15 protein-coding genes are annotated in these 23,598 nt (G+C 62.9%); 11 read left to right on the top strand and 4 right to left on the bottom strand.

Translation table 11 applies throughout. The features are described 5' to 3' along the window. Window positions 1-89: 89 nt before the first annotated feature. From N5J71_RS17130 to N5J71_RS17115, 4 genes are all read right to left on the bottom strand, one after another. Window positions 90-428, bottom strand: coding sequence for a multidrug transporter (locus N5J71_RS17130; RefSeq protein WP_100547311.1), 339 nt, complete (start codon window positions 426-428; stop codon window positions 90-92). A 76-nt stretch (window positions 429-504) separates the two neighbouring features. Next, window positions 505-1,083 (bottom strand): lysophospholipid acyltransferase family protein, encoded by a 579-nt coding sequence (locus N5J71_RS17125; RefSeq protein WP_279917292.1) that lies wholly within the window; start codon window positions 1,081-1,083, stop codon window positions 505-507. A gap of 116 nt (window positions 1,084-1,199) precedes the next feature. Then, window positions 1,200-2,012, bottom strand: a complete 813-nt coding sequence (gene mutM, locus N5J71_RS17120) for a bifunctional DNA-formamidopyrimidine glycosylase/DNA-(apurinic or apyrimidinic site) lyase (protein WP_074855355.1) — start codon at window positions 2,010-2,012, stop codon at window positions 1,200-1,202. A 111-nt stretch (window positions 2,013-2,123) separates the two neighbouring features. Next, window positions 2,124-2,990, bottom strand: coding sequence for an HDOD domain-containing protein (locus N5J71_RS17115; RefSeq protein ID WP_074855354.1), 867 nt, complete (start codon window positions 2,988-2,990; stop codon window positions 2,124-2,126). 137 nt (window positions 2,991-3,127) lie between these two features. Here N5J71_RS17115 and N5J71_RS17110 point away from each other — a divergent pair, with 137 nt between their 5' ends. The 11 genes from N5J71_RS17110 (at window position 3,128) to N5J71_RS17060 (ending at window position 23,565) form a co-directional block, all read left to right on the top strand. Beyond that, on the top strand, window positions 3,128-4,327 hold the full coding sequence (locus N5J71_RS17110) for a class I SAM-dependent rRNA methyltransferase (protein WP_279917291.1): 1,200 nt from the start codon (window positions 3,128-3,130) through the stop codon (window positions 4,325-4,327). Between the two features lie 269 nt (window positions 4,328-4,596). Continuing rightward, on the top strand, window positions 4,597-5,715 hold the full coding sequence (locus N5J71_RS17105; protein ID WP_279917290.1) for an ABC transporter ATP-binding protein: 1,119 nt from the start codon (window positions 4,597-4,599) through the stop codon (window positions 5,713-5,715). 22 nt (window positions 5,716-5,737) lie between these two features. Then, on the top strand, window positions 5,738-6,811 hold the full coding sequence (locus N5J71_RS17100; RefSeq protein ID WP_074855351.1) for an ABC transporter substrate-binding protein: 1,074 nt from the start codon (window positions 5,738-5,740) through the stop codon (window positions 6,809-6,811). Window positions 6,812-6,957: 146 nt separating this feature from the next. Continuing rightward, on the top strand, window positions 6,958-8,193 hold the full coding sequence (locus tag N5J71_RS17095; protein ID WP_279917289.1) for an ABC transporter permease: 1,236 nt from the start codon (window positions 6,958-6,960) through the stop codon (window positions 8,191-8,193). Between the two features lie 7 nt (window positions 8,194-8,200). Continuing rightward, complete coding sequence (locus N5J71_RS17090) at window positions 8,201-9,055, top strand: ABC transporter permease (protein WP_003464045.1); 855 nt, start codon at window positions 8,201-8,203, stop codon at window positions 9,053-9,055. A 122-nt stretch (window positions 9,056-9,177) separates the two neighbouring features. Next, on the top strand, window positions 9,178-10,125 hold the full coding sequence (locus tag N5J71_RS17085; RefSeq protein ID WP_003464047.1) for an AraC family transcriptional regulator: 948 nt from the start codon (window positions 9,178-9,180) through the stop codon (window positions 10,123-10,125). A 124-nt stretch (window positions 10,126-10,249) separates the two neighbouring features. Continuing rightward, window positions 10,250-11,914, top strand: a complete 1,665-nt coding sequence (locus N5J71_RS17080; RefSeq protein WP_279917288.1) for a ShlB/FhaC/HecB family hemolysin secretion/activation protein — start codon at window positions 10,250-10,252, stop codon at window positions 11,912-11,914. 77 nt (window positions 11,915-11,991) lie between these two features. After that, window positions 11,992-16,848 (top strand): MBG domain-containing protein, encoded by a 4,857-nt coding sequence (locus tag N5J71_RS17075; protein WP_003464050.1) that lies wholly within the window; start codon window positions 11,992-11,994, stop codon window positions 16,846-16,848. A 247-nt stretch (window positions 16,849-17,095) separates the two neighbouring features. Beyond that, the gene (gene ilvD, locus N5J71_RS17070; protein ID WP_279917287.1) at window positions 17,096-18,934 is read left to right on the top strand and encodes a dihydroxy-acid dehydratase; all 1,839 of its coding nucleotides are present in this window, start codon (window positions 17,096-17,098) and stop codon (window positions 18,932-18,934) included. Between the two features lie 105 nt (window positions 18,935-19,039). Then, window positions 19,040-23,107: a DEAD/DEAH box helicase gene (locus N5J71_RS17065; RefSeq protein ID WP_279917286.1), complete on the top strand. Its 4,068-nt coding sequence runs from the start codon at window positions 19,040-19,042 to the stop codon at window positions 23,105-23,107. Beyond that, entirely contained in the window at window positions 23,107-23,565 is a 459-nt protein-coding gene (locus N5J71_RS17060) for a metallophosphoesterase family protein (RefSeq protein ID WP_279917285.1), read from the top strand. Before N5J71_RS17065 ends, N5J71_RS17060 begins: the two co-directional genes overlap by 1 nt. The last annotated feature ends 33 nt before the right edge of the window (window positions 23,566-23,598 follow it).

Genomic DNA, 23,598 nt, shown 5'->3' with positions numbered 1-23,598 from the left:
TCCTTTTCTCGGCGTTAAAACGTAAACGGCCCCTCGCCTCGATGAGGAGGAGAGAGGAGGAGAGAGGCCGCGACAAGCAGTGCAGCGAATCAGTCTTGCTTGTAGCCGCTGCTGGTGCAGCCCAGGCAGCGTACGAAGGCTTCTTTGCCCGGCGCTACCACGAGGGATTGCGCTGCCTCGCCGACGTTACCGCCCAGCGCGGTGAACGGCAGGCTGACGATGAAGGCTGCAGCACCGATCGCAGTGGCGCCGATCAGCAGGGGGCGGGCGATGAGCAGATCACCAATCATGGCATAGCCCTTGGGCGCCTCGACGGTGTACAACGGATCACCACTGGCGTTCTGCTGAACCACTTCCGCTTGCGCCGATAGCGCCAGCAGGCCAGAGGTCAGCGCCAGGACAACAGCGGGGGTGCGGAACGCTTTCATGGATCGATCCTTCAGATTATTCGGGAAAGTGCCAGTAACTATAACAGCGCATTGATAATTGTCAGCGTGACGGGCGTCAATCGCCGTGAAAGGCATACTCCGGCTTTTTCGGCACGTAAGGACGAAAGAACGCCAGCATGGCTGCCAGGTCGGCTTGCTCGTCACCTGTTGGCAAAAAGGTCGGAGCGATCACCACCCGCCGATTCTGGTAATCCAGCGCGCCCAGCACTATGGGTACGCCCGCGCCCAGCGCAATATGGTAGAAGCCCATCTTCCAGCGCTCGACCTTCTTGCGCGTGCCTTCGGGCGACAGCCCCAGAATGAACTCGTCATGCTCGCGAAAGGCCTGAATGGCCTGTTCGACGGTGTTCAACTTGCGCTCCCGGCGAATCGCAATGCCGCCCCAACTGCGCATGAGGCCGCCGAAGGGCCAGCGAAAGATGCTGTGCTTGCCGAACCAGCGCGCGTTGAGGCGCAGCACGAACTTCAGCGCAATGAAGATCACGAAGTCCCAGTTGGACGTGTGGTGAGCGCCGATGGCGACGAACTTGTCGAGTTTGGGCAACTGCCCAACGATGCGCCAGCCCATGAGTTTCAGCACGCCGCGCCCCAGCCATTCGGCAGCTGGATTGCGCGGTAGATAGTTGCCGGACATCTAACACCTTCGTTTTTCTTATTTTTATGCCGTAGGGCGGGTGCAACCCGCCATTGAAATCCCGGCGGGTTTCACCCGCCCTACGACTCACCCATATCCAGCGGATCGTTATCTGCTCAGCGCTGGCACTTGGGACAGTAGACACTCGCCCGCTGGCCCAGCTTGACCTCACGTAGCGTGCTGCCGCAGACCTTGCAGAACTCGCCGCCGCGCCCGTAGGCGAACAGCTCCTGCTGGAAGTAGCCCGGCTGGCCATCGCCACCGACGAAGTCGCGCAAGGTGGTGCCGCCACGCTCGATGGCATGAGCGAGGATACGCTTGATCTCATCGGCCAGGCGCAGGTAGCGCGCCCGCGAAATCGAGCCGGCTTCGCGGCGCGGGTCGATACCGGCGGCGAACAGCGCTTCGCTGGCGTAGATATTGCCCACGCCGACGACCACGGCGTTATCCATGATGAAGGGCTTGACCGCCATGCTGCGCCCGCGCGACATCTGAAACAGACGCTCACCGTCGAACAACCCGCCCAACGGCTCAGGGCCGAGTTTGCTGAGCAATACGTGAGTCAGCGGGTCCTCACTCCACAGCAGTGCACCGAAACGCCGCGGATCGGTGTAACGCAGGGCAAGGCCGGACTCCAGCTCGATATCCACATGCTCATGCTTGGCCGCAGCCAGGCCACATTCGACCAGGCGCAGACTGCCGGACATGCCCAGATGACTGATCAGACTGCCGACTTCGGCCTTGATCAGCAGGTACTTGGCGCGGCGCTCGACGCACTCGATTCGCTGGCCGGACAGACGCACGTCCAGGTCTTCGGGGATGGGCCAGCGCAGACGGCGCTCACGCACGATCACGCGGCTGACGCGCTGACCCTCGAGATAGGGGGCGATACCGCGGCGGGTAGTTTCGACTTCGGGTAATTCAGGCATGGCAATACGACAGGAAAACGGCGGTGCGCCACCTTAGCAGGAGCTGCGCAGCAAGCGGTAGGGTAAGCCGCCTACCCGCTCAGTTGCCCGGCGGCGCAACCTCATGAAGACTCAGAGCACCGCCAGGTCACGGATGCTTTCGCGCAGGTTCTCGAAGTCATACTCCGACAACCCCAGATACTCGAGAATCGGCTGCGCGATGTGCTGCCACTCCATGTCGATGGCCTGCCCAGCCTGCACGCGATGCGTCTCGCAGATGTGCTCGGCCATCTTGAGAATGCCCAGCAGCGTCTTCAACTGAGCGTCACACCCCGAGTCATCGCTGAAGATCGCCAAGGCGTTGTGGTGGTTGGCAATGACCTCGCAGAGGTGCTCAGGCAGGCGCCAGGAGCGCGCGGTGAAATAGCCGACCACGGCATGATTGGTGGTCAGCAGGCGGTTCTCGGTATCGACCACGCGGCGCTCATCACTGGCGCTGGCATAGGCCTCCTCCAGCACCTGCATGTAGTTGGGGAAGCGCTTGAGCATCAGCGGAATGCCGCAATCGTGGAACAGCCCCAGGCTGTAGGCTTCGTCAGGCGAGTGATAACCGAGGCGCTTGGCCAGGGTCAGGCAGGTCATCGCCACGTCCTGAGCACTGTCCCAGAAGCGGTTGAGCACCAGGATCGCTTCGTCGGTCAGCTCGCCTTTGATCGACTGCGCATTGATCAGGTTGATCACGGTGTTGCAGCCCATCAGATTGACCGCCTGCTGGATCGAAGCGATGCGGTTGGCCAGGCCGAAGTGTGGCGAGTTGACGATCTTCAGCAGCGCGCCGGACAGCCCCGGGTCCTGACTGATCAGCTTGGCGATGCTGCGCAGATCGGGGCTGGGCATGATCTGTTCCATCTGCAGATCGACCATGATCTGTGGTTGCGGCGGTACGCTGATCCCCTGCAGGACTTGCTGGATCTGTTCGGCGGTAAGTTCGTAGGTCATGAAAGAGGGATCGTGCAGGGTGAGAAGTAGCGCACAGTCTAGCCAAAGCACCGACCTGCTCGCAGCCGACTTTTGTAAACGCCGGCCCGGCGCGCAAACCGCTATAATCCCGCTCTTTCCCCGCGGAGCCCGAACTCATGTCTTCCCTGCCCAGTCTGCGCCTGAAAGCCAACGCCGACCGACGCCTGCGCGCCGGCCACCTGTGGGTCTACAGCAACGAGATCGATGTCGCCGCCACCCCGCTGCATGGTTTTGCCGCCGGGGACCAGGCTGTTCTCGAAGCCGCCGGCGGCAAGCCGCTGGGCATCGTCGCCATGAGTCCGAACAACCTGATCTGCGCGCGTCTGCTGTCACGCGACGTCAAGCACGTGCTGGACAAATCCCTGCTGGTGCATCGCCTCAACGTCTGCCTGTCGCTGCGCGAGCGCCTGTTCGACCAGCCCTGCTACCGCCTGGTGTACGGCGACTCCGACCTGCTGCCGGGGCTGGTGGTCGACCGTTTCTTCGACATCCTCGTGGTCCAACTGGCTTCGGCCACCATGGAGGCACACAAGGACGACGTGCTCGCCGCGCTGATCCAGGTGTGCAAACCCAGCGGCATCCTGTTCAAGAACGACTCCAGCGCGCGCGACGCCGAAGGTCTCGAACGCTACGTGGCGACTGCCTACGGCGAGGTGCCGGAGTGGGTAGCGCTGGAAGAGAACGGCGTGAAGTTCGAAGCACCGGTTATCGAAGGGCAGAAGACCGGCTGGTTCTATGACCACCGCATGAACCGCGCGCGCCTGGCGCCCTATGTCAAAGGCAAGCGCGTGCTCGACCTGTTCAGCTACATCGGCGGCTGGGGCGTGCAGGCCGCGGCTTTCGGCGCCAGCGAAGTGTTCTGCGTGGACGCCTCGGCCTTCGCCCTCGACGGCGTGGAACGTAATGCCACGCTCAACGGTTTCGCCGAGAAAGTCACCTGCGTGGAGGGTGACGTATTCGCCGCGCTACGCGAGCTGAAATCCGCAGAAGAGCGCTTCGATGTGGTGATCGCCGATCCACCCGCCTTCATCAAGCGCAAGAAGGACATCAAGAACGGCGAGGCCGCCTACCGCCGCCTCAACGAAACCGCCATGCGTCTGCTCAACAAGGACGGCATCCTGGTCAGCGCCAGCTGCTCCATGCACCTGGAGGAAGACAACCTGCAGAACATCCTGCTGACCAGCGCGCGTCACCTGGACCGCAACATCCAGTTGCTCGAGCGCGGCGCCCAGGGCCCGGATCACCCGGTACACCCGGCCATCAATGAAACCCGCTACATCAAGAGCCTGACCGTACGCCTGCTGCCCAACAGCTGAGCAAGCTGCACCTGCCGAGTGCGTGTCGGCAGGTGCCTCTTCCCCCTTCCGCTGTTACCTCCTTCCACACCCCGCCTCGCATCTCCCCCAGCATGGACTAGGCTTGAGCCTGCATAGCAGAGCGCTATCAGCCGGCCAGCCGTAATCTGGCTTGCTTATTGCTTTTGCCTATCGCCATAACGATCGCCGCCCACGAAGGAGGCGAATCGACTCAGAAGTTGGAGCCTTGGCCACGAGCTGACTCCACATTGCGGATAGCGGGGAGGACTATGACTGCGCAGGCTGGGAACGACGCGTTCCTGCGATTCACCAACGTCAAGAAGACCTACGATCACAAGACCCTGGTGGTCAAGGACTTCAACCTCAATGTGGCCAAGGGCGAATTCATCACCCTGCTCGGCCCCTCCGGTTCCGGCAAGACCACCTGCCTGATGATGCTCGCCGGCTTCGAGGACGTGACCAGCGGCGAGATCCTGATCAACGGCCGCAACGTCACCAGCATCGCCCCGTATGACCGCAATATCGGCATGGTCTTCCAGCAGTACGCGCTGTTCCCGCACATGACCATTCGCGAAAACCTGGCCTACCCGCTGAAAATTCGCAAGCTGCCCAAGGACGAGATTCGCGCCAAGGTCGAGCAGTACCTCGCCCTGGTCGAGCTGCAGGCCTTCGGCGGCCGCTACCCCGGTCAGCTCTCCGGCGGCCAGCGCCAGCGCGTGGCCCTGGCCCGCGCGCTGATCTTCGCTCCGGACATCGTGCTGATGGACGAGCCACTCGGCGCGCTGGACAAGAAACTGCGCGAACAGATGCAGTTCGAGATCAAGCGCCTGCACGAGCAGCTCGGCTTCACCGTGATCTACGTGACCCACGACCAGACCGAAGCGCTGACCATGAGCGACCGCATCGCCGTGTTCAACAACGGCGTGGTGCAGCAATGCGCCGCGCCGCATGTGCTCTATGAGCGTCCGGCCAACCTGTTCGTCGCCGACTTCATCGGCGAGAGCAACAAGCTCGAAGGGGTGATCGAAGCGGTCGAGGCTGATCGCGTGCAAGTGCGCCTCACCGATGGCGGCCTGGTCAGCACCCTGAAGGCCAACTGCACCGAGGTCGGCCAGCCCACCACGGTGTCGGTGCGTCCGGAAAAACTCAATTTCACCGACCGCCTTGGCGCCGCCGGCAATCAGGTCAAGGCCCGCTTCGTCACCCGCCACTACGTGGGCGAATACATCCGCTACCACTTCGAAACCGCCAGCGGCAGCGAGCTGGTGGTGAAGAACCTGAACGACAGTTCAGCCCCGCAACTCAGCACCCAGGAAGAGGTCGCCCTGGCCTGGCTGCCGGAAGACAGTCAGGCGCTGGACCGATCGGAAGTCCCACCCCACAACTAGTAGAAGCACATGGAGCACAACAATGGCTAGATCACTGACTACCAGCGTTTCCACCTTCGCCCTGGTGGCGGCACTGGGACTCACCGCTGGCAACGCCACGGCCCAGGACAGCCTCACCGTAGTGTCCTGGGGCGGCGCCTATGGGGCGGCGCAGAAGAAGCACGTCATCGACCCGTACCAGGCAGAAACCGGGGTCAAGGTATTGTTCGAGGATTACTCGGGCGGCGTCGCCGAGATCAAGGCCCAGGTCGAATCCGGCAACATTCAGTGGGACGTGGTCGACTTCGAGGTGATCGACCTCGAACGCGCCTGCTCCGAAGGCTTGCTGGAAACCCTCGACCACAGCGTACTGCCGGCCGGCATCGACGGCACCCCGGCCGCACAGGACTTCATCCCCGAAGCCCTGGCCAGCGAATGCGCGGTGGGTAACATCGTCTGGTCGGTGGTATTCGCCTACAACCAGAACACCATCGGTGATACCAAGGCAGCCAGCATCGACGACTTCTTCGACACCGCCAAGATTCCCGGCAAGCGCGCCCTGCGCAAACGCCCGCAGGTGAACATGGAATGGGCACTGCTGGCCGATGGCGTGGCGCCCGATGAAGTGTACGACGTGCTGGCCACCCCCGAAGGCCAGCAACGCGCCTTCGACAAGCTGGACAGCATCAAGAAGGACATCGTCTGGTTCGACTCCTGGTCGCAGGCGCCACAACTGCTCAATGACGGCGGTGCGGTGCTGGTGCAATCGGCCAACGGCCGCTTCTACGACGCCATCGTGCAGGAGAAGAAACCCTTCGAAATCGTCTGGGACGGCCACGTCTACGACCTCGACGCCTGGGCCATCGTCAAAGGCTCGAAGAAGAAAGACCTAGCTATGGAATTCATCAAGTACGCCACCGGCTCCAAGCCGCTGGCCGGCATGCCGGACGTCGCCTACGGCCCGACCCGCAAGTCGTCCATGCCGCTGGCAGACCAGACTGCGACGCCGCACCTGCCGACCGCTCACCTGGATAAAGGCATCCAGGCTGGCTCCGAGTTCTGGGCTGACTATGGCGAGTCGTTGGGTGAGAAATTCAACGAGTGGTTGTTGAAGTAAAGGCCATCAGCTCCCCTCTCCCACTTGTGGGAGAGGGGTTGGGGGAGAGGGTGAATCTGTCACCCTCTCCCCAGCCCTCTCCCGTAAACGGGAGAGGGAGCTACTGATCGACACTTGCTGTGCGCCCTGTTTTACGGAGTAACACCTTGTCATCCCTGACCACCAGCGAAGCCGGCCAAGCCGCCAGCGCCCGCCGCAAGAAACGCCTCGCCGCCTTTCTCTTCGTGGTGCCGCTGCTGCTGTTCATCCTCGTCACCTTCGTCGCCCCGATCGGTACCATGCTGTGGCGCAGCGTGCATCACCCGACCGTGGCCGAGCTGATTCCCTTGACCCTGGCCGAACTCGAACGCTGGGATGATCACAAGCAACTGCCGGACGAAAAAACCCTGCAGGTCTTCGCTAGCGAACTGCATGGCCTTAACCAGCAACGCCTGTCCGGCAAGCTCTCCGAAGAACTCAACCGCGCCTATACCGGCATGTCCAGCGTGGTCAAAGCCACTGCCCGGCGCGTTGGCCGACTGGACGCCCAGGCGCTGCAAAGCCAAGGCGTGCAGACGCTGCTCGAGGCCCACCGCAACTGGAGCATGCCCGAGCTGTGGTACGCCATCGAGCGCGCCGGCAAGGTTTACACCTACGATTACTACCTGACCGCACTGGATCTGGAGATGCACCCCGACGAGGGCATCCAGGCGCGCCAGGACACGCAGATCTATCTGCAGCTGTATTCCAAGACCCTGAACATGGCACTGGTCATCACCCTGCTCTGCGCCCTGCTCGGCTACCCGCTGGCCTACTACCTCGCCGGCCTGCCGTCGAACCGCGCCAACCTGCTGCTGGTGCTGGTGCTGCTGCCGTTCTGGACCTCGCTGCTGGTGCGTACCACCTCGTGGATCGCGCTGTTGCAGACCAACGGCGTGATCAACTCCTTCCTCATGGGCATCGGCCTGATCAGTCAGCCCTTCGAGATGCTCTATACCTCGTTCGCCACCGTGGTGGCGATGACCCACATCCTGCTGCCGTTCATGATTCTGCCGCTGTACAGTGTGATGCGCGGCATCGACCCCAGCTACATGCGCGCCGCACTCAGCCTCGGCGACAAACCGATCCCAGCCTTCGTCCGCATCTACTTCCCGATGACCCTGCCCGGCCTCAGTGCCGGGGCGCTGCTGGTGTTCATCATCTCGGTCGGCTACTACATCACCCCGGCACTGGTCGGTGGCACCGACGGGCAGATGATCAGCAACATCATCGCCTTCCATATGCAGCGTTCGAACAACTGGGAGCTGGCCGCCGCACTGGGCTCGTTGCTGCTCGGGCTGATCCTGCTGCTGTACTGGGTGTACGACCGCTTCGTCGGCGCCAGCAACATCAAGTTGGGATGATGAGACGATGAAGATCCCCGCCTACTACGGCTTCTGGCACCACCTCGGACACTGGCTGCTCAAGGCCAGCTCCTGGCTGGTGCTGCTGTTTCTGATCCTGCCGATCCTGGTGATCGTGCCGCTGTCGTTCAACGCAGAGCCGTTCTTCAGCTTCACCGAAGGCATGCTCACCCTCGACCCCGAGGCCTATTCGCTGCGCTGGTACCGGGAGGTATTCAACGATCCGAAGTGGATACTGGCGATCAAGAACAGCTTCTTCATCGGCATCCTCTCGACCATCCTCGCCACCATTCTGGGCACCTGCGCCGCCATAGGCCTGGCCCGCGATGAGATGCCGTTTCGCCGCTTCATCACCGCCCTGCTGCTATCGCCGATGATCGTGCCACTGATCATCACCGCCGCCGGCATGTTCTTCTTCTACTCCAACCTCGGCCTGGCCGGTGGCTACCTGGGCGTGATCCTGGCCCATGCCGCACTTGGTACGCCGTTCGTCATTATCACTGTCACCGCCACCCTCACCGGTTTCGACTACAGCCTGGCACGCGCCGCGCTGAATCTGGGCGCCACGCCGATCCGCGTGTTCTTCGACGTGATCATGCCGCTGATCCGCCCCGGCGTGATTTCAGGCGCACTGTTCGCCTTCATCACTTCCTTCGATGAGGTGGTGGTGATCCTGTTCATGGCCGGACCACAACAGCGCACCATTCCGCGGCAGATGTTCTCGGGCCTGCGCGAGCAGATCAACCCGAGCATCCTGGCCATCGCCACTCTGCTGATCCTGGTATCCATCGCGTTGCTGGTAACCATCGAACTGCTACGCCGCCGCGCCGAGCGGATGCGAGGGATCGAGATTCCGAACTGATACCCGCCCCGAAGGGCGAACATGACGCAGAACGCTTCCCCTGTTCGTCCGAAGCCCATCACCTTTATTATCGGCGGCCTGCCCTGCCTATCCACCAGCTTCGAGCACGACACGCCCTGACCATGGATGCAACCCGAGACGTACATGAGCAGCGCCTGGTGGAGCAGGAGCATGCTCTGCTGTTCGAACGCCCGCATGCGGGGTCGCGCAAACCCTACGAACGGGACAAGCCACCGCCCCATGTGCTGGAAGACCGGCGCATCCTGCGCGCCATTCGCTACATTGAAGCCCACTTGGACCGGCCGCTCTCGCTTGATCGTCTGGCGGCTCGCGCCAGCCTGAGCACCTTCCACTTTCAGCGCCATTTCCGCGAGGTAATGGGCGAAAGCCCAAGCGAATACATTCGTCGCACCCGCCTCGACCGCGCGGCGATTCACCTGTTGATCTACCCGGAGTCGGTGCTTTCCATCGCGCTGTCCGTTGGCTACTCCAGTCATGAGGCCTTCATCCGTGCCTTCCATCGCCAGTTCGCCCTGACGCCCACCCAGTACCGTCAGTTCGCGCGCCAGGCCAGCATCCCCGCCACAGCTGAGGAACATCGTCGGGCAAGCGAAGTACAGATCACTCACCTTCCCGATCTGGCGCTGCTGAGCATGCGTTTCTACGGCAGCTATGCACGAGTTGCGGAGCACTGGCGACACTTTGCCGAAGAACTGCAACGTATCGGCTATCCATTGGATAACGCCAGGGCCATCGGAGCCATCACCGACAACCCGGAGATCACCCCCAACGACCTGGTGCGCTACGACTGCGCTGTGGTCGATCTCGGACTCCCCATCGGTGACGCCCCACTGAGCCGAATGAGGCTGCCAGCCGGACGTTACGCCTGCCTTCAACACCGAGCACCCTACAACCAGGTATTCGCGGCCTATCGCACCCTCGCCGTGGCCTGGCCGGAAAGCTCCGGTGAGCGTTTTGTCCCCCAGGGCGGCTATGAACTCTATCGCCAGCCCCCCTGGTCAGGTGATGCCACGCAATGTCTGGATATCGCCATCGGCCTGGAGAGCTGAGGCAAACACCGCAAGTTCTATCAAGCTAAATCCAGGTCACACGACCTAGGCTTCCTCTTTGTCTTCGGCCTGATGCAGATCACTCAGGCCTGGGCAGCCGTCTCCCAGAAGGAAGCTGATCGCCATGCGTGTTGCCACGAGCCTGTTGTCCGTCGCCTTGCTGGCCGCCGGGAATATCCTCACCAACCCGGCTCTGGCAGCCGTAGCGCCGGATGCTGGTCAGACCCAACAAAGCCTCGACCAGAAGCCTCTGCAGTTACCCGAGCGGCAATCCATAGACATCAACCTGCCCGACTCACCCGGTGATCAGGAGCAAAGCGCTGGGCCGAGCCTGCAAGTCACAGGTTTCGTCCTCGAGGGCAACAGCGCCATCCCCAATGAGCAACTGCTGACGCTGCTCGATGACCTGAACAATCGCACCCTCACACTTGGCGATCTGCAGGGCGCCGCCAATCGCATCACCCGCTTCTACCGCGAACGCGGTTACCCACTGGCACGCGCCTATCTGCCCGCCCAGGAGATCCATGGCGGCATGGTTCGGATCGCCGTGCTCGAAGGCCGCTACGGCCAGGTGCAGATCAACGACAAGGCCGGCCTGGGTGGCAGCGCCCTCGCGCCCCTGGCGGCACTGCAAGCCGGCGATGCGGTGCAGGCCAGGCCGCTCGAACGCAGCCTGTTGCTGCTGCAGGACACGCCCGGCGTCGAGGTGAAGTCCACCCTGCGCCCCGGCACGAGCACCGGCAGCACCGACCTGCTGGTGAATATCGAGCGCGCACCGCTGCTGTCCGGCTCCATCGACGCCGACAACTACGGCAACCGCTTCACCGGTCAGTACCGCCTTGGCGGCACACTCAACATCAACAGTCCACTGGGACTGGGTGACCGTTTGACCCTGCGCGCCATGGGTTCGGACGAAGAACAGAATTACGGCCGCATCGCCTATCAGCTACCTGTCGGCCCCTGGTCGACTCAGCTCGGCGTGGCCTATTCGGACATGGACTATGAGCTGGCCAAGGACTTCGAAGACCTCGATGCCCATGGCAATGCACGCATCGCCAGCGTCTTCGCCCTGCAACCACTGATGCGATCGCGGGATTTCAACCTCTATGTGCAGGTCCAATTCGACGACAAGCGCCTGCAGGACGACATCGACCTGTTCGACCAGAAGAGCGAGAAACGCTCGCGCGTGGTCATCCTGACGCTCAACGGCAACAGCCGTGACACCCTGCTCGGCGGTGGCATCAACAGCTTCGCCCTGGCCTGGAGCCAGGGCAGCCTGAACCTCGACGATGCCACTGCGCAGCGTATCGACGACCTCACTGCCGGCACGGCCGGCCGCTTCCACAAGCTCAACCCCAGCCTGGTTCGCCTGCAGCGCCTGAGCGAGCGCTTCAGCCTCTACACCCAGCTGCAAGGCCAATGGGCCGACGGCAACCTCGACAGTTCGGAAAAGCTCTACCTGGGCGGCGCCTACGGTGTACACGCCTACCCGCAGGGCGAAGCCTCCGGCGACCAAGGCTGGCTGGCCAATCTCGAGCTGCGCTATGCGCTGACCGATGCCTGGCAGCTCAGCACCTTCGTCGACCATGGCCAGGTGCGCCTGAACAAGGACAGCTGGGCCTCCGGCGAGAACCATCGCAGCCTTTCCGGTGCCGGCCTGGGCGCACGCTGGGCGGCCCACGGCTGGCAGGTCAGCGCCGTGACCGCGTGGAAACTGGGCAACAGCGAGCCGCAGAGCGATGTCGACCGCAGCCCGCGCGTATGGGCACAGGTGGTGCGCTTCTTCTAACGCTGCAAACCCTTGATGGTTACACCGCAGGCCGAAACGCAGCACTCCGCAGCCAGACGATTGATAAGGGGACATCCATGAACCGCAGCTACGCTCTAATCTGGAACCACGCCCTGGGCGCCTGGGCCGTCGCCCATGAACACGCCCGCAAACGTGGCAAGGGCGCCGGTGCGATATTGGCGACAAGCCTCGTGCTGGCCGGCTCGACCTTCGCCGCCGACCTGCCCACTGGCGGTCAGGTGGTCTCCGGCAGCGGCAGCATCAGCCAGCCCAACGGCCAGCAGATGGTCATCGATCAAGCCAGCAACAAGCTGGCCATCGACTGGCAGAGCTTCGACATCGGCAGCGGTAACAAGGTGACCTTCAACCAGCCCGGAACCGACTCGATCGCCCTTAACCGGGTGCTCGGCGCCGACGGCTCGAAGATCATGGGCCAGCTCGATGCCAATGGCCGGGTGTTCATCATCAATCCCAACGGCGTGCTCTTCGGCGCCGGGGCGCAGGTCAACGTCGGCGGTCTGGTGGCTTCCACCCTGGATCTGTCAGTGAGCGATTTCGAAGCGGGCAACTACGCCTTCAAGGGCAACGGCAGCAACGCTTCGGTCATCAACAATGGGCGCATCAGCGCTGCCGATGGCGGCAGCGTCGCCCTGCTCGGCGGCACGGTCAGCAACAACGGCGTGATCGTCGCCAACCAGGGCACGGTGGCCCTGGCCGCTGGTAATTCGGTCACCCTCGACTTCGCCGGTGACGGCTTGCTCAGCGTACAGGTCGACGAGGCGGTGAAGGACGCGCTGGTGGAAAACCGTCAGTTGATCCAGGCCGACGGCGGCAACGTCATCCTCACCGCCAGCGCAGCCGATGCGCTGCTGCAGACGGTGGTCAACAACGAGGGCGTGATCCAGGCCCGCACCCTAGGCGAGAAGGAAGGCAGGATCGTCCTGCTCGGCGACTTCGACGGCGGCACAGTGCAGGTCGCCGGCACCCTGGATGCCAGCGCGGCGGATGGCGGCAATGGCGGTTTTATCGACACCAGCGGCGCCCATGTGCAGATCGCCGCGGGCACGACCGTCACTACCAAGGCCACGACCGGGCAAACCGGCACCTGGCTGATCGACCCGACCGACTTTACCGTCAGCGCCGGCAGTGCCAGCCAGACCCCCAGCGGCATCGGTGCCAGCACCCTCAGCGCCAACCTGCAGAACACCAGCATCACGCTACAGACCGTGGCGGGAGGCAGCGAAAACGGCGACATCAACGTCAATGCTGCCGTGAGCTGGAGCGCAGATACCACGCTGACGCTCGATGCCCACGGCCGCATAAACGTCAACAAGGACATCACCGCCAGCGGCGACAATGCAGCGCTGGTGCTGGCCTACGGCAACGGTTACAGCCTGAACCAGGGCGCCCGCGTCACCCTCTCAGGAGGCAATGCCGGACTGAGTCTCGGCGGCGTCGACTACACCCTGATTCGCGACCTCAGCGCCCTGCAAGGCATTTCGGGAAACGGTCACTACGCGCTCGCCATCGACCTCGATGCCGCTGCGACCAGTACCTGGAACGCAGGAGCCGGCTTCGCTCCCATCGATGGCTTCAACGGCACCTTTGCCGGCCTCGGGCACACGGTTGACGGTCTCTTCATCTATCGCCCCAATAACGGGGTTATCGGTATGTTCGGCCTCACGGCAGCCACCATCCGCGACCTGACCCTCTCCAATGTTTCCATCACTGGCATTGGCACGGTAGGAGGCCTAGTGGCAAGGCTGAGCGGTGGCACCATGACCAATACCCATGTCACCGGCCAGGTATCCTCGCTGGGTGATCAGGTCGGCGGCCTGGTGGGCCTGAACGATCAAGGCTTTGTTAGCCAGTCCTCCTCCACAGCGACGGTCAGCGGGGCGAGTGAGGTAGGCGGCTTGATCGGCCGTAATCGTGCGGCCTCGGTCACGGACGCCTATGCAACGGGAGCGGTAACCGGTACGGGTGATGCTATCGGCGGGCTGATCGGCAGCACCGTGCAGGGCACCACATTGACCAATACTTACGCCAGCGGCCGAGTGACCGGCACTGGCGGGCTGGTGGGGAACGTTGACGGCTCCGGCGCCACGGTCACCAACAGCTACTGGGACATGGACTCCACCGGCCAAGCAAGCAGTGCAGCCGGCACTGGTATCGACTCCACCAACGCCCGCACCCAAGCCACCTACGCCGGCTTCGACTTCACCAACACCTGGGTGATGTTCGAAGGCGATACACGACCCATGCTGCGCGGCGAGTACTCGACGACCCTGTTCACGCCCCACGCCCTGCAACTGATGGCGCTGGATCTGTCAGCCGACTATCGCCTGGGCACCGACCTGGATCTCGGTGCCGCGCTTGCAGCAGGCGGTAATGGCTACTACGGCGATGTCTGGGGAGTGGCTGGGTTCAAACCAGTGGGCAACTCCAGCACCCCCTTTACCGGCTCGCTGGATGGTCAAGGCCACCTGATTCGCGACCTCAGGATAAATCGCGCAAACGAAAGCGAAGTGGCATTGATCGGGCAGACAGCCGCCGGGGCGCAGATTCACGACCTGGGACTGGTCGGTGGCAGCGTTCATGGCGGATTCAATGCTGCCAGCCTGGTAGGCATCAACTACGGCGGCATACTGAGCGACCTTCATACCAACGTCACCGTCAGCTCCACTGCACGCGGTGCTGGTGGCTTGGTGGCACGCAACCGGGACAACGGCATCATTCGCAACAGCTATGCCACTGGCGATGTAAGCGGCGCGGAGAACGTCGTAGGTGGGCTGACCGGAGAAAACTGGGGCCTGGTAGAAAATTCCTACGCCACGGGAAACATCAGCGGTGTCGTAATGACCGGCGGCCTGGTGGGTGCCAACACCGGCACCATCCGCAATGCCTATGCCACCGGTCAGGTACAAGGCACAGAGTATGTAGGTGGTTTGGCCGGTTATAACGGCAGCCTGATCGAATACACCTACGCCACTGGCAGCGTGACCGGGGTGACGTCCGTAGGGGGGTTGGTAGGCAATATAGCAACCGGACGCGTAGCGGACTCGTTCTGGAACACCGACACCTTCACCGGTCCCGGCGCGGGCAGCATTGGTGGTGTTGCGACTGTGGAAAATCTACTCGGCCTGGACAGCACAGCGTTACGCGACGCCTCCAACTATGCCACCTGGAACCTGGCCACCAACGGCGGCAGTAATGCAGTCTGGAGGATCTATGAGGGGCATACTGCGCCACTGCTGCGCAGCTTCATGCAGAGCGTGACCGTCACGGCGACGGACATTGGCAATAAAACCTACGATGGCCAGAACAGCGGCACCAGCGGATACACAACGGACCTTGGCGATACCCTGAATGATGATCTACTGCTTGGTAGCCTGACCTACTCCAGCGCCTCGCAGAACGCCGGCAGCTACAGCACCACCGATGGTGGTCTCAGCCTGGACGGGCTGTATTCGGGTCAGCAGGGCTACGACGTCAGCTACGCCGATACAACCCTGACCATCGACAAGGCCGCGCTCACCGTCACCGCCAACGATGCCAGCAAGACTTACGATGGCCTCGCCTTCACTGGCGGAAACGGCGTCAGCTACAGCGGCTTCGTCAATGGCGAGGATGTCGGCGTGCTTGGCGGCACGCTGCTCTACGGTGGTAGTGCACAGGGTGCGGTCAACGCTGGCAACTATGACCTCAGCGTCAGCGGCCTGAGCGCCGACAACTACGCCATCAGCTACACCACAGGTGGCCTGAATGTCGGTAAGGCCCAAGCTACCATCACCGCCAATAGCGGTCAGGTGACCTACAACGGCCAACAGCAGAGCATTACCGGCTTCACCGCCAGCGGTTTGGTCAACGGTGAAACGGCAACCGTGCTCAGCGGTATCAGCACCACCGGCGGCGCTGGCATCAATGCCGGCAGCTACACCCATAGCGCCACTGGCACGGACGTTAACTACAACCTGACATTCGTCGATGGCACCCTGACCATCGACAAGGCCGCGCTCAGCGTCACCGCCAACGACGCCAGCAAGACTTACGATGGCCTCGCCTTCACTGGCGGCAACGGCGTCAGCTACAGCGGCTTCGTCAATGGCGAGGATGTCGGCGTGCTTGGCGGCACGCTGCTCTACGGTGGTAGTGCACAGGGTGCGGTCAACGCCGGCAACTATGGCCTGGGCGTCAGTGGCCTGAGCGCCGACAACTACGCCATCAGCTACACCACAGGTAGCCTGAATGTCGGTAAGGCCCAAGCTACCATCACCGCCAATAGCGGTCAGGTGACCTACAACGGCCAACAGCAGAGCATTACCGGCTTCACCGCCAGCGGTTTGGTCAACGGTGAAACAGCAACCGTGCTCAGCGGTATCAGCACCACCGGCGGCGCTGGCATCAATGCCGGCAGCTACACCCATAGCGCCACTGGCACGGACGTTAACTACAACCTGATATTCGTCGATGGCACACTGACCATCGACAAGGCCGCGCTCAGCGTCACCGCCAACGACGCCAGCAAGACTTACGATGGCCTCGCCTTCACTGGCGGCAACGGCGTCAGCTACAGCGGCTTCGTCAATGGCGAGGATGTCGGCGTGCTTGGCGGCACGCTGGTCTACGGTGGTAGCGCACAGGGTGCGGTCAACAACGGCAGTTACGCTATCAGCACCAATGGACTGACCTCCGGCAACTACGCCATTACCTTCATAGACGGCAGCCTGACCATCAGCGGCCAATCCCAGGGCCAGCCGAGCAACCCGGCGGCAGAAATACCTCAGGCCTACACCGATATTCTCGCTGCCATTCAACGCGACGCTGATAGCGAGGCGAGTACTCCCTCACTCAACCCGGACGAACTGTATCGAATCGCCGATAGCGGCATCCGGCTACCAGAAGGCCTTGACGGAGCGTCGCGAGGCAATTGATCGCTGCATCATCCCACCACCCCGAATCTGACGGATCACCAAGAATGGTGACCGTCAGCAACCTTTCCCCTGGCGCCTGCTGCGGCGTAGAATCGACGTATTTCCCGCCCGGCATCCTCCGGCGGGCCTGTGAGCCCTGGCCGCACGAACGGCGATCCCGTTTCGTCATGCAGCCCACACTACGCGGCGACCTGCCGCCCACCGACGCTCACCGCCTATACAACCGCATTAGCCGCAGGAATCCGTCATGCCCGATTACCGCTCGAAAACCTCCACCCACGGCCGCAACATGGCCGGCGCCCGCGCCCTGTGGCGCGCCACCGGGATGAAGGACGAAGACTTCAAGAAACCGATCATCGCCATCGCCAACTCCTTCACCCAGTTCGTGCCCGGCCACGTGCACCTGAAGGATCTCGGCCAACTGGTCGCCCGCGAGATCGAGAAGCACGGCGGCGTGGCCAAGGAATTCAATACCATCGCCGTCGATGACGGCATCGCCATGGGCCACGACGGCATGCTCTATTCGCTGCCGAGCCGCGAGATCATCGCCGACTCCGTGGAATACATGGTCAACGCCCACTGCGCCGATGCCATCGTCTGCATCAGCAACTGCGACAAGATCACCCCCGGCATGCTGATGGCCGCCCTGCGCCTGAACATCCCGGTGGTGTTCGTCTCCGGCGGCCCGATGGAAGCCGGCAAGACCAAGCTGGCCAGCCACGGCCTGGATCTGGTCGATGCCATGGTCATCGCCGCCGACTCGACCGCCTCCGACGAGAAAGTCGCCGAGTACGAGCGCAGCGCCTGCCCGACCTGCGGCAGCTGCTCCGGCATGTTCACCGCCAACTCGATGAACTGCCTGGCCGAGGCCCTCGGCCTGGCCCTGCCGGGCAATGGCTCCACACTGGCCACCCACAGCGACCGCGAGCAGCTGTTCCTACGCGCCGGGCGCCTGGCGGTGGAGCTGTGCCAGCGCTACTACGGCGAGAACGACGACTCCGTGCTGCCGCGCAATATCGCCAACTTCAAGGCCTTCGAGAACGCCATGATGCTGGACATCGCCATGGGCGGCTCGACCAACACCATCCTCCACCTGCTGGCCGCGGCCCAGGAAGCCGAGATTGATTTCGACCTGCGCGATATCGACCGCCTGTCACGCATCGTGCCGCAGCTGTGCAAGGTGGCGCCGAACATCCAGAAGTACCACATGGAAGACGTGCACCGCGCCGGCGGCGTCTTCAGCATCCTCGGCGAGCTGGCTCGCGGCGGCCTGCTGCACACCGACGTGGCCACCGTGCACAGCCCGAGCATGGCCGACGCCATCGCCCAGTGGGACATCACCCAGACCCGCGACGAGGCCGTGCACCACTTCTTCAAGGCCGGCCCGGCCGGTATCCCGACCCAGACCGCATTCAGCCAGAGCACCCGCTGGGAAACCCTCGACGACGACCGTGCCGAAGGCTGCATTCGCAGCGTCGAGCACGCGTACTCCCAGGAAGGCGGACTTGCGGTGCTGTACGGCAACATCGCCCTCGATGGCTGCGTGGTGAAGACCGCGGGTGTGGACGAATCGATCCATGTCTTCGAGGGCAACGCCAAGGTCTTCGAGAGCCAGGACAGCGCGGTCAAGGGCATCCTCAATGACGAAGTGAAGGAAGGTGACATCGTCATCATCCGTTACGAAGGTCCGAAAGGTGGCCCTGGCATGCAGGAGATGCTCTATCCGACCAGCTACCTGAAGTCCAAGGGTCTGGGCAAGGCCTGCGCCCTGCTCACCGACGGCCGCTTCTCCGGTGGCACCAGCGGCCTGTCCATCGGCCACGCCTCGCCGGAAGCGGCAGCAGGTGGCGCCATCGGCCTGGTCAACGACGGCGACAAGATCCTCATCGACATCCCCAATCGCAGCATCAACCTGCTGGTCAGCGATGAAGAACTGGCCGCCCGCCGTGCCGAACAGGACAAGAAAGGCTGGAAGCCGGCCGCACCACGCGCGCGCAAGGTAACCACCGCACTCAAGGCCTACGCCCTGCTCGCCACCAGCGCCGACAAGGGTGCGGTGCGCAACAAGGCCATGCTGGACGGCTGATACCCGCCCCCTGCCTAAACTAAGCCCGGCCATGTGCCGGGCTTGGTCGTTTTATCGATAGCCACTACCATTTGCCCTCCGTCAGGTTGCCAGAGCCCCGTTCTTATGCCCAAGTCACCCGTCGCGTTTGAAGCCTTGCCGTATCACTTGCAATCGGTGCTATTCAACCTGGCGCCCTGTGTCATGGGGCAGAACAAAACCGCATTGCTCAAACACCTGCGCGCGCTCAACGTGCGCCTCTCCAGCTCACGGCAGCTTGATCACACCTGCTTCAGCGAGGTGGCCAAGGAACTCATCGCAACCGGCTGGCTAACCCAGGGGCAAAGCGACAGGCACACCTTGTTTGGCATCACGCCGAATCTACGCAACGAAGTACTGCTGCGTCTGTTCAAGTCAGAGGATCGCGTCGCATTGCTCAAGGCACATGTGCAACAGCTAACCCCGCTCGACACCTGGTCATCACCGTCCAGCAAACGGCTCATGGAGGAAGTCTGGCTGGCGATCATCGCTGACGATGCCGATTACCTGGCACAGGCGCTGGAGCAACTGGACGATGTGGTCCCCATCCATGAATCGCTGGAATGGCACCCGATCCGGCAGATGCTCAACGACGAAGCCGGGCAGACCCTCTTGGCCAGACTGTCCCTGCCGGTTCGCCAGCTACTGCTCGACGACCACCTGCAACTGGCCGCGATAGCCTGCTCACCGGCCGAGCAGAGCTATCGAATGGCCCTGCAGAGCCTGCAACAGCACAACGATATGGAGCTTGGCTTGCAGGTACTGCTGCACGCCCTGTGGCGCGGCGATCAGGCAACCCTCGAGCAGATGGCCCTTGAGACGCGCAGCCTGATGCATGTGATCATCAGCCTGTTCGCCAAGGGCGCCTTACGCGACATGCTGGCCGTGCTACGTGAGTGGATGGCCGATCTGCGCAAGCAGACCAAAAAGCGCAAGATCGACCTCCCGCCGACACTCAACGCGCTGTACTGCCTGGCGCTGATTCAGGAAAACGATCCCAAGCAGTTACCGACGCTCAAACAAGCCCTACAACTGGGCAGCAAACAGGGGTATGGCATCGCCTATCAGCTGCTGCTGAGTTTTCTCGACCTGCGCCAAGGCAGTCGACCGCCGCAGTTGCACAAACTGCCGCCACTGGCTCCGGGCCTGGATGGGTTGCTGCTCGGCCTGGCGCTGTACTGGCTGGATGAGCCGCTGGCCAGGCAAAAGGCTTGGCGTAACGCCTTGCAGGAACAGGCGCAGCAGCTATGTGAAAATGGCTATCGTTGGCTCGCCGATGAATACGAAGCGCTGATCAGCCGCCAATTCGGCGGCAGCGCGCCACTGCCTGATGGTGCGCTGCCCCTGGTAGACCTGTATCAGCGTCAGGAAAGCTGGCAACTGGCACTCAACGCACTGAGCCTGATCCGCTCACCGGCCAACCCGGTCAAGAGCGCCGAGCAACAAACGCGCCTGGCCTGGCTGCTCCACATGGACCGCTACAGCGGTCTGATGCTCGAGCCCCGCGAGCAAAAACGCAACGCCAAGGGGCAATGGAGCAAGGGCCGCCCGGTTGCCCTCAAGCGTCTGCTCGAGGACGGCGGCAGCCTGGACTTTCTCTGCGATCAGGATCGTGAGGCCAGCCGCCTGATCCAGGTCGAGAACAGCTATTACGGTGGTCGCCAGTACAGCCTGCCGGCTTCCCTTGCACTGCAGCGCCTGGTGGGCCATCCCCATCTGTTCTGGCAGGATGCGCCAGAGGTAAGGGTCGACGTCAGCCTGGGCGAGCCCGGCCTGCAGCTCAAGGAAAGCAAAGGCCAGATCAGCCTGCGGCTTCAGCCTGAGGGCATCGGCCACGGCGAGTTGCTGCTGGTGAAGGAAACCCCCACGCGACTGAAGATCTACCCAGTCAGCAAGGAGCTGCGGCAGATCGCCGAGATCATCGGTGACGGCCTCAACGTGCCGCTGTCAGCCAAGGCGCAACTGGTCGAAGCCATTGGCAGTATCGCCCCGTTGCTGCCCATCCACTCGGATATCCCGGAGCTGACCGCGCACGTCGAAGAGATAAGCGCCGATACCCGCCTCTACGCTCATCTACTGCCGTTGGCCGAGGGGCTGCGCTTGCAATTGCTGGTGCGGCCTCTGGCTGAAGGTGGCTGGTTCCGGCCAGGGCATGGCAGCGAGCGCCTGCTGGGTGAGCGCGACGGTAAAACCGTGCAAGTGGCGCGTAATCTCAAGCACGAACGCCAAGCCCTGCAACAGATCCTCGACGCCTGCCCAGCCCTGGCCAATGCCGACAGCGACGGTCAGGAGTGGCAACTGGAAAACCCGCAGGACGCCCTGCAGGTGCTCAGCGAGCTGCAGGCCATCGACGGCCAGCTACTCGAATGCGTATGGCCGGAAGGCGAGCGCATGCGTATCAAGGGCCGCAGCGAGATCCAGCAACTCAAGCTCGGCCTCAAGCAGCAAGGCGACTGGTTCCAGCTTCAAGGCGAGCTGACCCTGGATGACGGCCGAGTGCTGCAGCTACGCCAATTGCTGGAGCTGCTCAAGGCCAGCCCTGGCCGCTTCATCACACTGGGCAGCAATGACTGGCTGGCCATCGGCAACAGCCTGCGCAAGCGCCTGGACGAACTGAGCCACCTGGCCGAACGGATCAACGACGATGGCCTGCGCCTGAGCCCGCTGACCACCCCGCTGCTCGCCGAACTGGCCGAAGAAGCCGGCGAATTTAAGGCCGGTCAGGACTGGCAGACCCACCTACAACGCCTGCAGTCCCTGCGGGATTATCAGCCAGCGGTGCCAAGCACCTTGCAGGCCGAACTGCGTGATTACCAGCAAGAAGGCTTTGCCTGGCTGGCACGCCTGGCACAGTGGGGCGTGGGCGCCTGCCTGGCCGACGACATGGGCTTGGGTAAAACCGTACAAACCCTGGCCCTGCTGCTGTTGCGCGCCGCACAAGGCCCACAGTTGGTCGTGGCACCGACCTCGGTGACGCTCAACTGGCAGGCCGAAAGCAATCGCTTCGCCCCTACCCTCAACATCCGCGACTACCAACACACGCGCACCCTGGACAGTCTAGGCCCACGGGATCTGGTCATCGTCAGCTACGGCCTGCTGCAACAGGATGCCGACGCATTCAGCAAACAGCCCTGGATCAGCGTGGTGCTGGATGAGGCGCAGGCGATCAAGAACGCCCAGACCAAACGTTCGCAGGCCGCCATGGCCCTGCAGGCCGACTTCCGCCTGATCGCCACCGGCACCCCACTGGAAAACCACCTGGGCGAATTGTGGAACCTGTTCCGCTTCATCAACCCCAGCTTGCTCGGCAGCCAGGACAGCTTTGGCCAACGCTTCGCCACCCCCATCGAACAGGGCGATGCCTCGGCGCGGCGCGCCCTGAAGAACCTGATCCAACCCTTCATCCTGCGACGCCTGAAAAGCCAGGTGCTCGATGAGCTGCCCGCGCGCACCGAAATCACCTACAAGGTGCCGCTGTCCGAGGCCGAAGCCCATCAGTACGAAGCCCTGCGCCAGCAGGCCGTAGACAACCTCAGCGCACCCGACGAAGAGCGCAGCCCGCTTCAGGTGCTGACCGAGATCACCCGCCTGCGCCGCTTCTGCTGCCATCCCTCACTGGTGATTCCGGGTAGCCCCCTGAGCAGCAGCAAACTCCAGGCCTTCGCGGAAATCGTCGAAGAGCTGCTGGACAACCGTCACAAGGCGCTGGTCTTCAGCCAATTCGTCGACCACCTGAACATCGTTCGCGCCTGGCTGGATAAGCGCGGCATCCACTATCAGTACCTCGACGGCGCCACCCCAGCCAAGGAGCGCCAGAAGCGGGTCAACGCCTTCCAGGCCGGCGAAGGCGAGATATTCCTGATCAGCCTCAAGGCCGGTGGCAGCGGCCTCAACCTGACCGCCGCCGACTACGTCATCCACCTCGACCCCTGGTGGAACCCGGCAGTGGAAGACCAGGCCAGCGACCGCGCTCACCGCATGGGCCAACAACGCCCGGTGACCATCTACCGACTGGTTACGGAAAACACCATCGAGGAACAAATCGTCAGCCTGCACGCCCGCAAACGCGACCTGGCCAGCAGCCTGCTCGAAGGCGGCGAGATGAGCGGCAAGCTCGATGCCGATGCCTTGCTGGCACTGCTCAAGGGGCAGTGATGCGCATCGGCCTGATCGCCGACACCCACAACCTGCTGCGCCCCGAAGCGCTAGCAGCGTTGCAAGGCGTCGATCACCTGATCCATGCCGGCGATATCGGCGGGCCGCACATTCTGGCCGATCTGGAACGCATCGCACCGCTGTCGGTGGTGCGCGGCAACAATGATCAGGACAGCTGGGCCGACGCCATCCCCGAGCGCCTGACGCTGACGCTTGGCGGCGTCACACTGCATGTACTGCACGATCTCAAGCAACTGGATATCGACCCGGCTGAGCAAGGCATCGACGTGGTGATCACCGGCCACTCACACAAGCCGCTGCACGAGGAACGTAACGGCGTGCTCTACCTCAACCCTGGCAGCGCCGGGCCGCGACGTTTCAAGCTACCCATCAGCGTGGGCATTCTGCATATCGAGGATGGCCGGGCACGGGCCAAGCTGATCACGCTGCAGGTCTGATGCGGGAGCTGGAATTGAATTGGTGGGCTGAAG

It is taken from the genome of Ectopseudomonas oleovorans (assembly GCF_029845265.1).
In the GTDB taxonomy this organism is placed as follows: domain Bacteria; phylum Pseudomonadota; class Gammaproteobacteria; order Pseudomonadales; family Pseudomonadaceae; genus Aquipseudomonas; species Aquipseudomonas oleovorans.
This window is presented reverse-complemented; position numbering and strand designations above follow the sequence as displayed.

Coding starts and splice junctions, on each gene's coding strand:
- N5J71_RS17130 (WP_100547311.1), bottom strand. CDS start 428: ATGAAAGCGTTCCGCACCCCCGCTGTTGTCCTGGCGCTGACCTCTGGC.
- N5J71_RS17125 (WP_279917292.1), bottom strand. CDS start 1,083: ATGTCCGGCAACTATCTACCGCGCAATCCAGCTGCCGAATGGCTGGGG.
- mutM (WP_074855355.1), bottom strand. CDS start 2,012: ATGCCTGAATTACCCGAAGTCGAAACTACCCGCCGCGGTATCGCCCCC.
- N5J71_RS17115 (WP_074855354.1), bottom strand. CDS start 2,990: ATGACCTACGAACTTACCGCCGAACAGATCCAGCAAGTCCTGCAGGGG.
- N5J71_RS17110 (WP_279917291.1), top strand. CDS start 3,128: ATGTCTTCCCTGCCCAGTCTGCGCCTGAAAGCCAACGCCGACCGACGC.
- N5J71_RS17105 (WP_279917290.1), top strand. CDS start 4,597: ATGACTGCGCAGGCTGGGAACGACGCGTTCCTGCGATTCACCAACGTC.
- N5J71_RS17100 (WP_074855351.1), top strand. CDS start 5,738: ATGGCTAGATCACTGACTACCAGCGTTTCCACCTTCGCCCTGGTGGCG.
- N5J71_RS17090 (WP_003464045.1), top strand. CDS start 8,201: ATGAAGATCCCCGCCTACTACGGCTTCTGGCACCACCTCGGACACTGG.
- N5J71_RS17085 (WP_003464047.1), top strand. CDS start 9,178: ATGGATGCAACCCGAGACGTACATGAGCAGCGCCTGGTGGAGCAGGAG.
- N5J71_RS17080 (WP_279917288.1), top strand. CDS start 10,250: ATGCGTGTTGCCACGAGCCTGTTGTCCGTCGCCTTGCTGGCCGCCGGG.
- N5J71_RS17075 (WP_003464050.1), top strand. CDS start 11,992: ATGAACCGCAGCTACGCTCTAATCTGGAACCACGCCCTGGGCGCCTGG.
- ilvD (WP_279917287.1), top strand. CDS start 17,096: ATGCCCGATTACCGCTCGAAAACCTCCACCCACGGCCGCAACATGGCC.
- N5J71_RS17065 (WP_279917286.1), top strand. CDS start 19,040: ATGCCCAAGTCACCCGTCGCGTTTGAAGCCTTGCCGTATCACTTGCAA.
- N5J71_RS17060 (WP_279917285.1), top strand. CDS start 23,107: ATGCGCATCGGCCTGATCGCCGACACCCACAACCTGCTGCGCCCCGAA.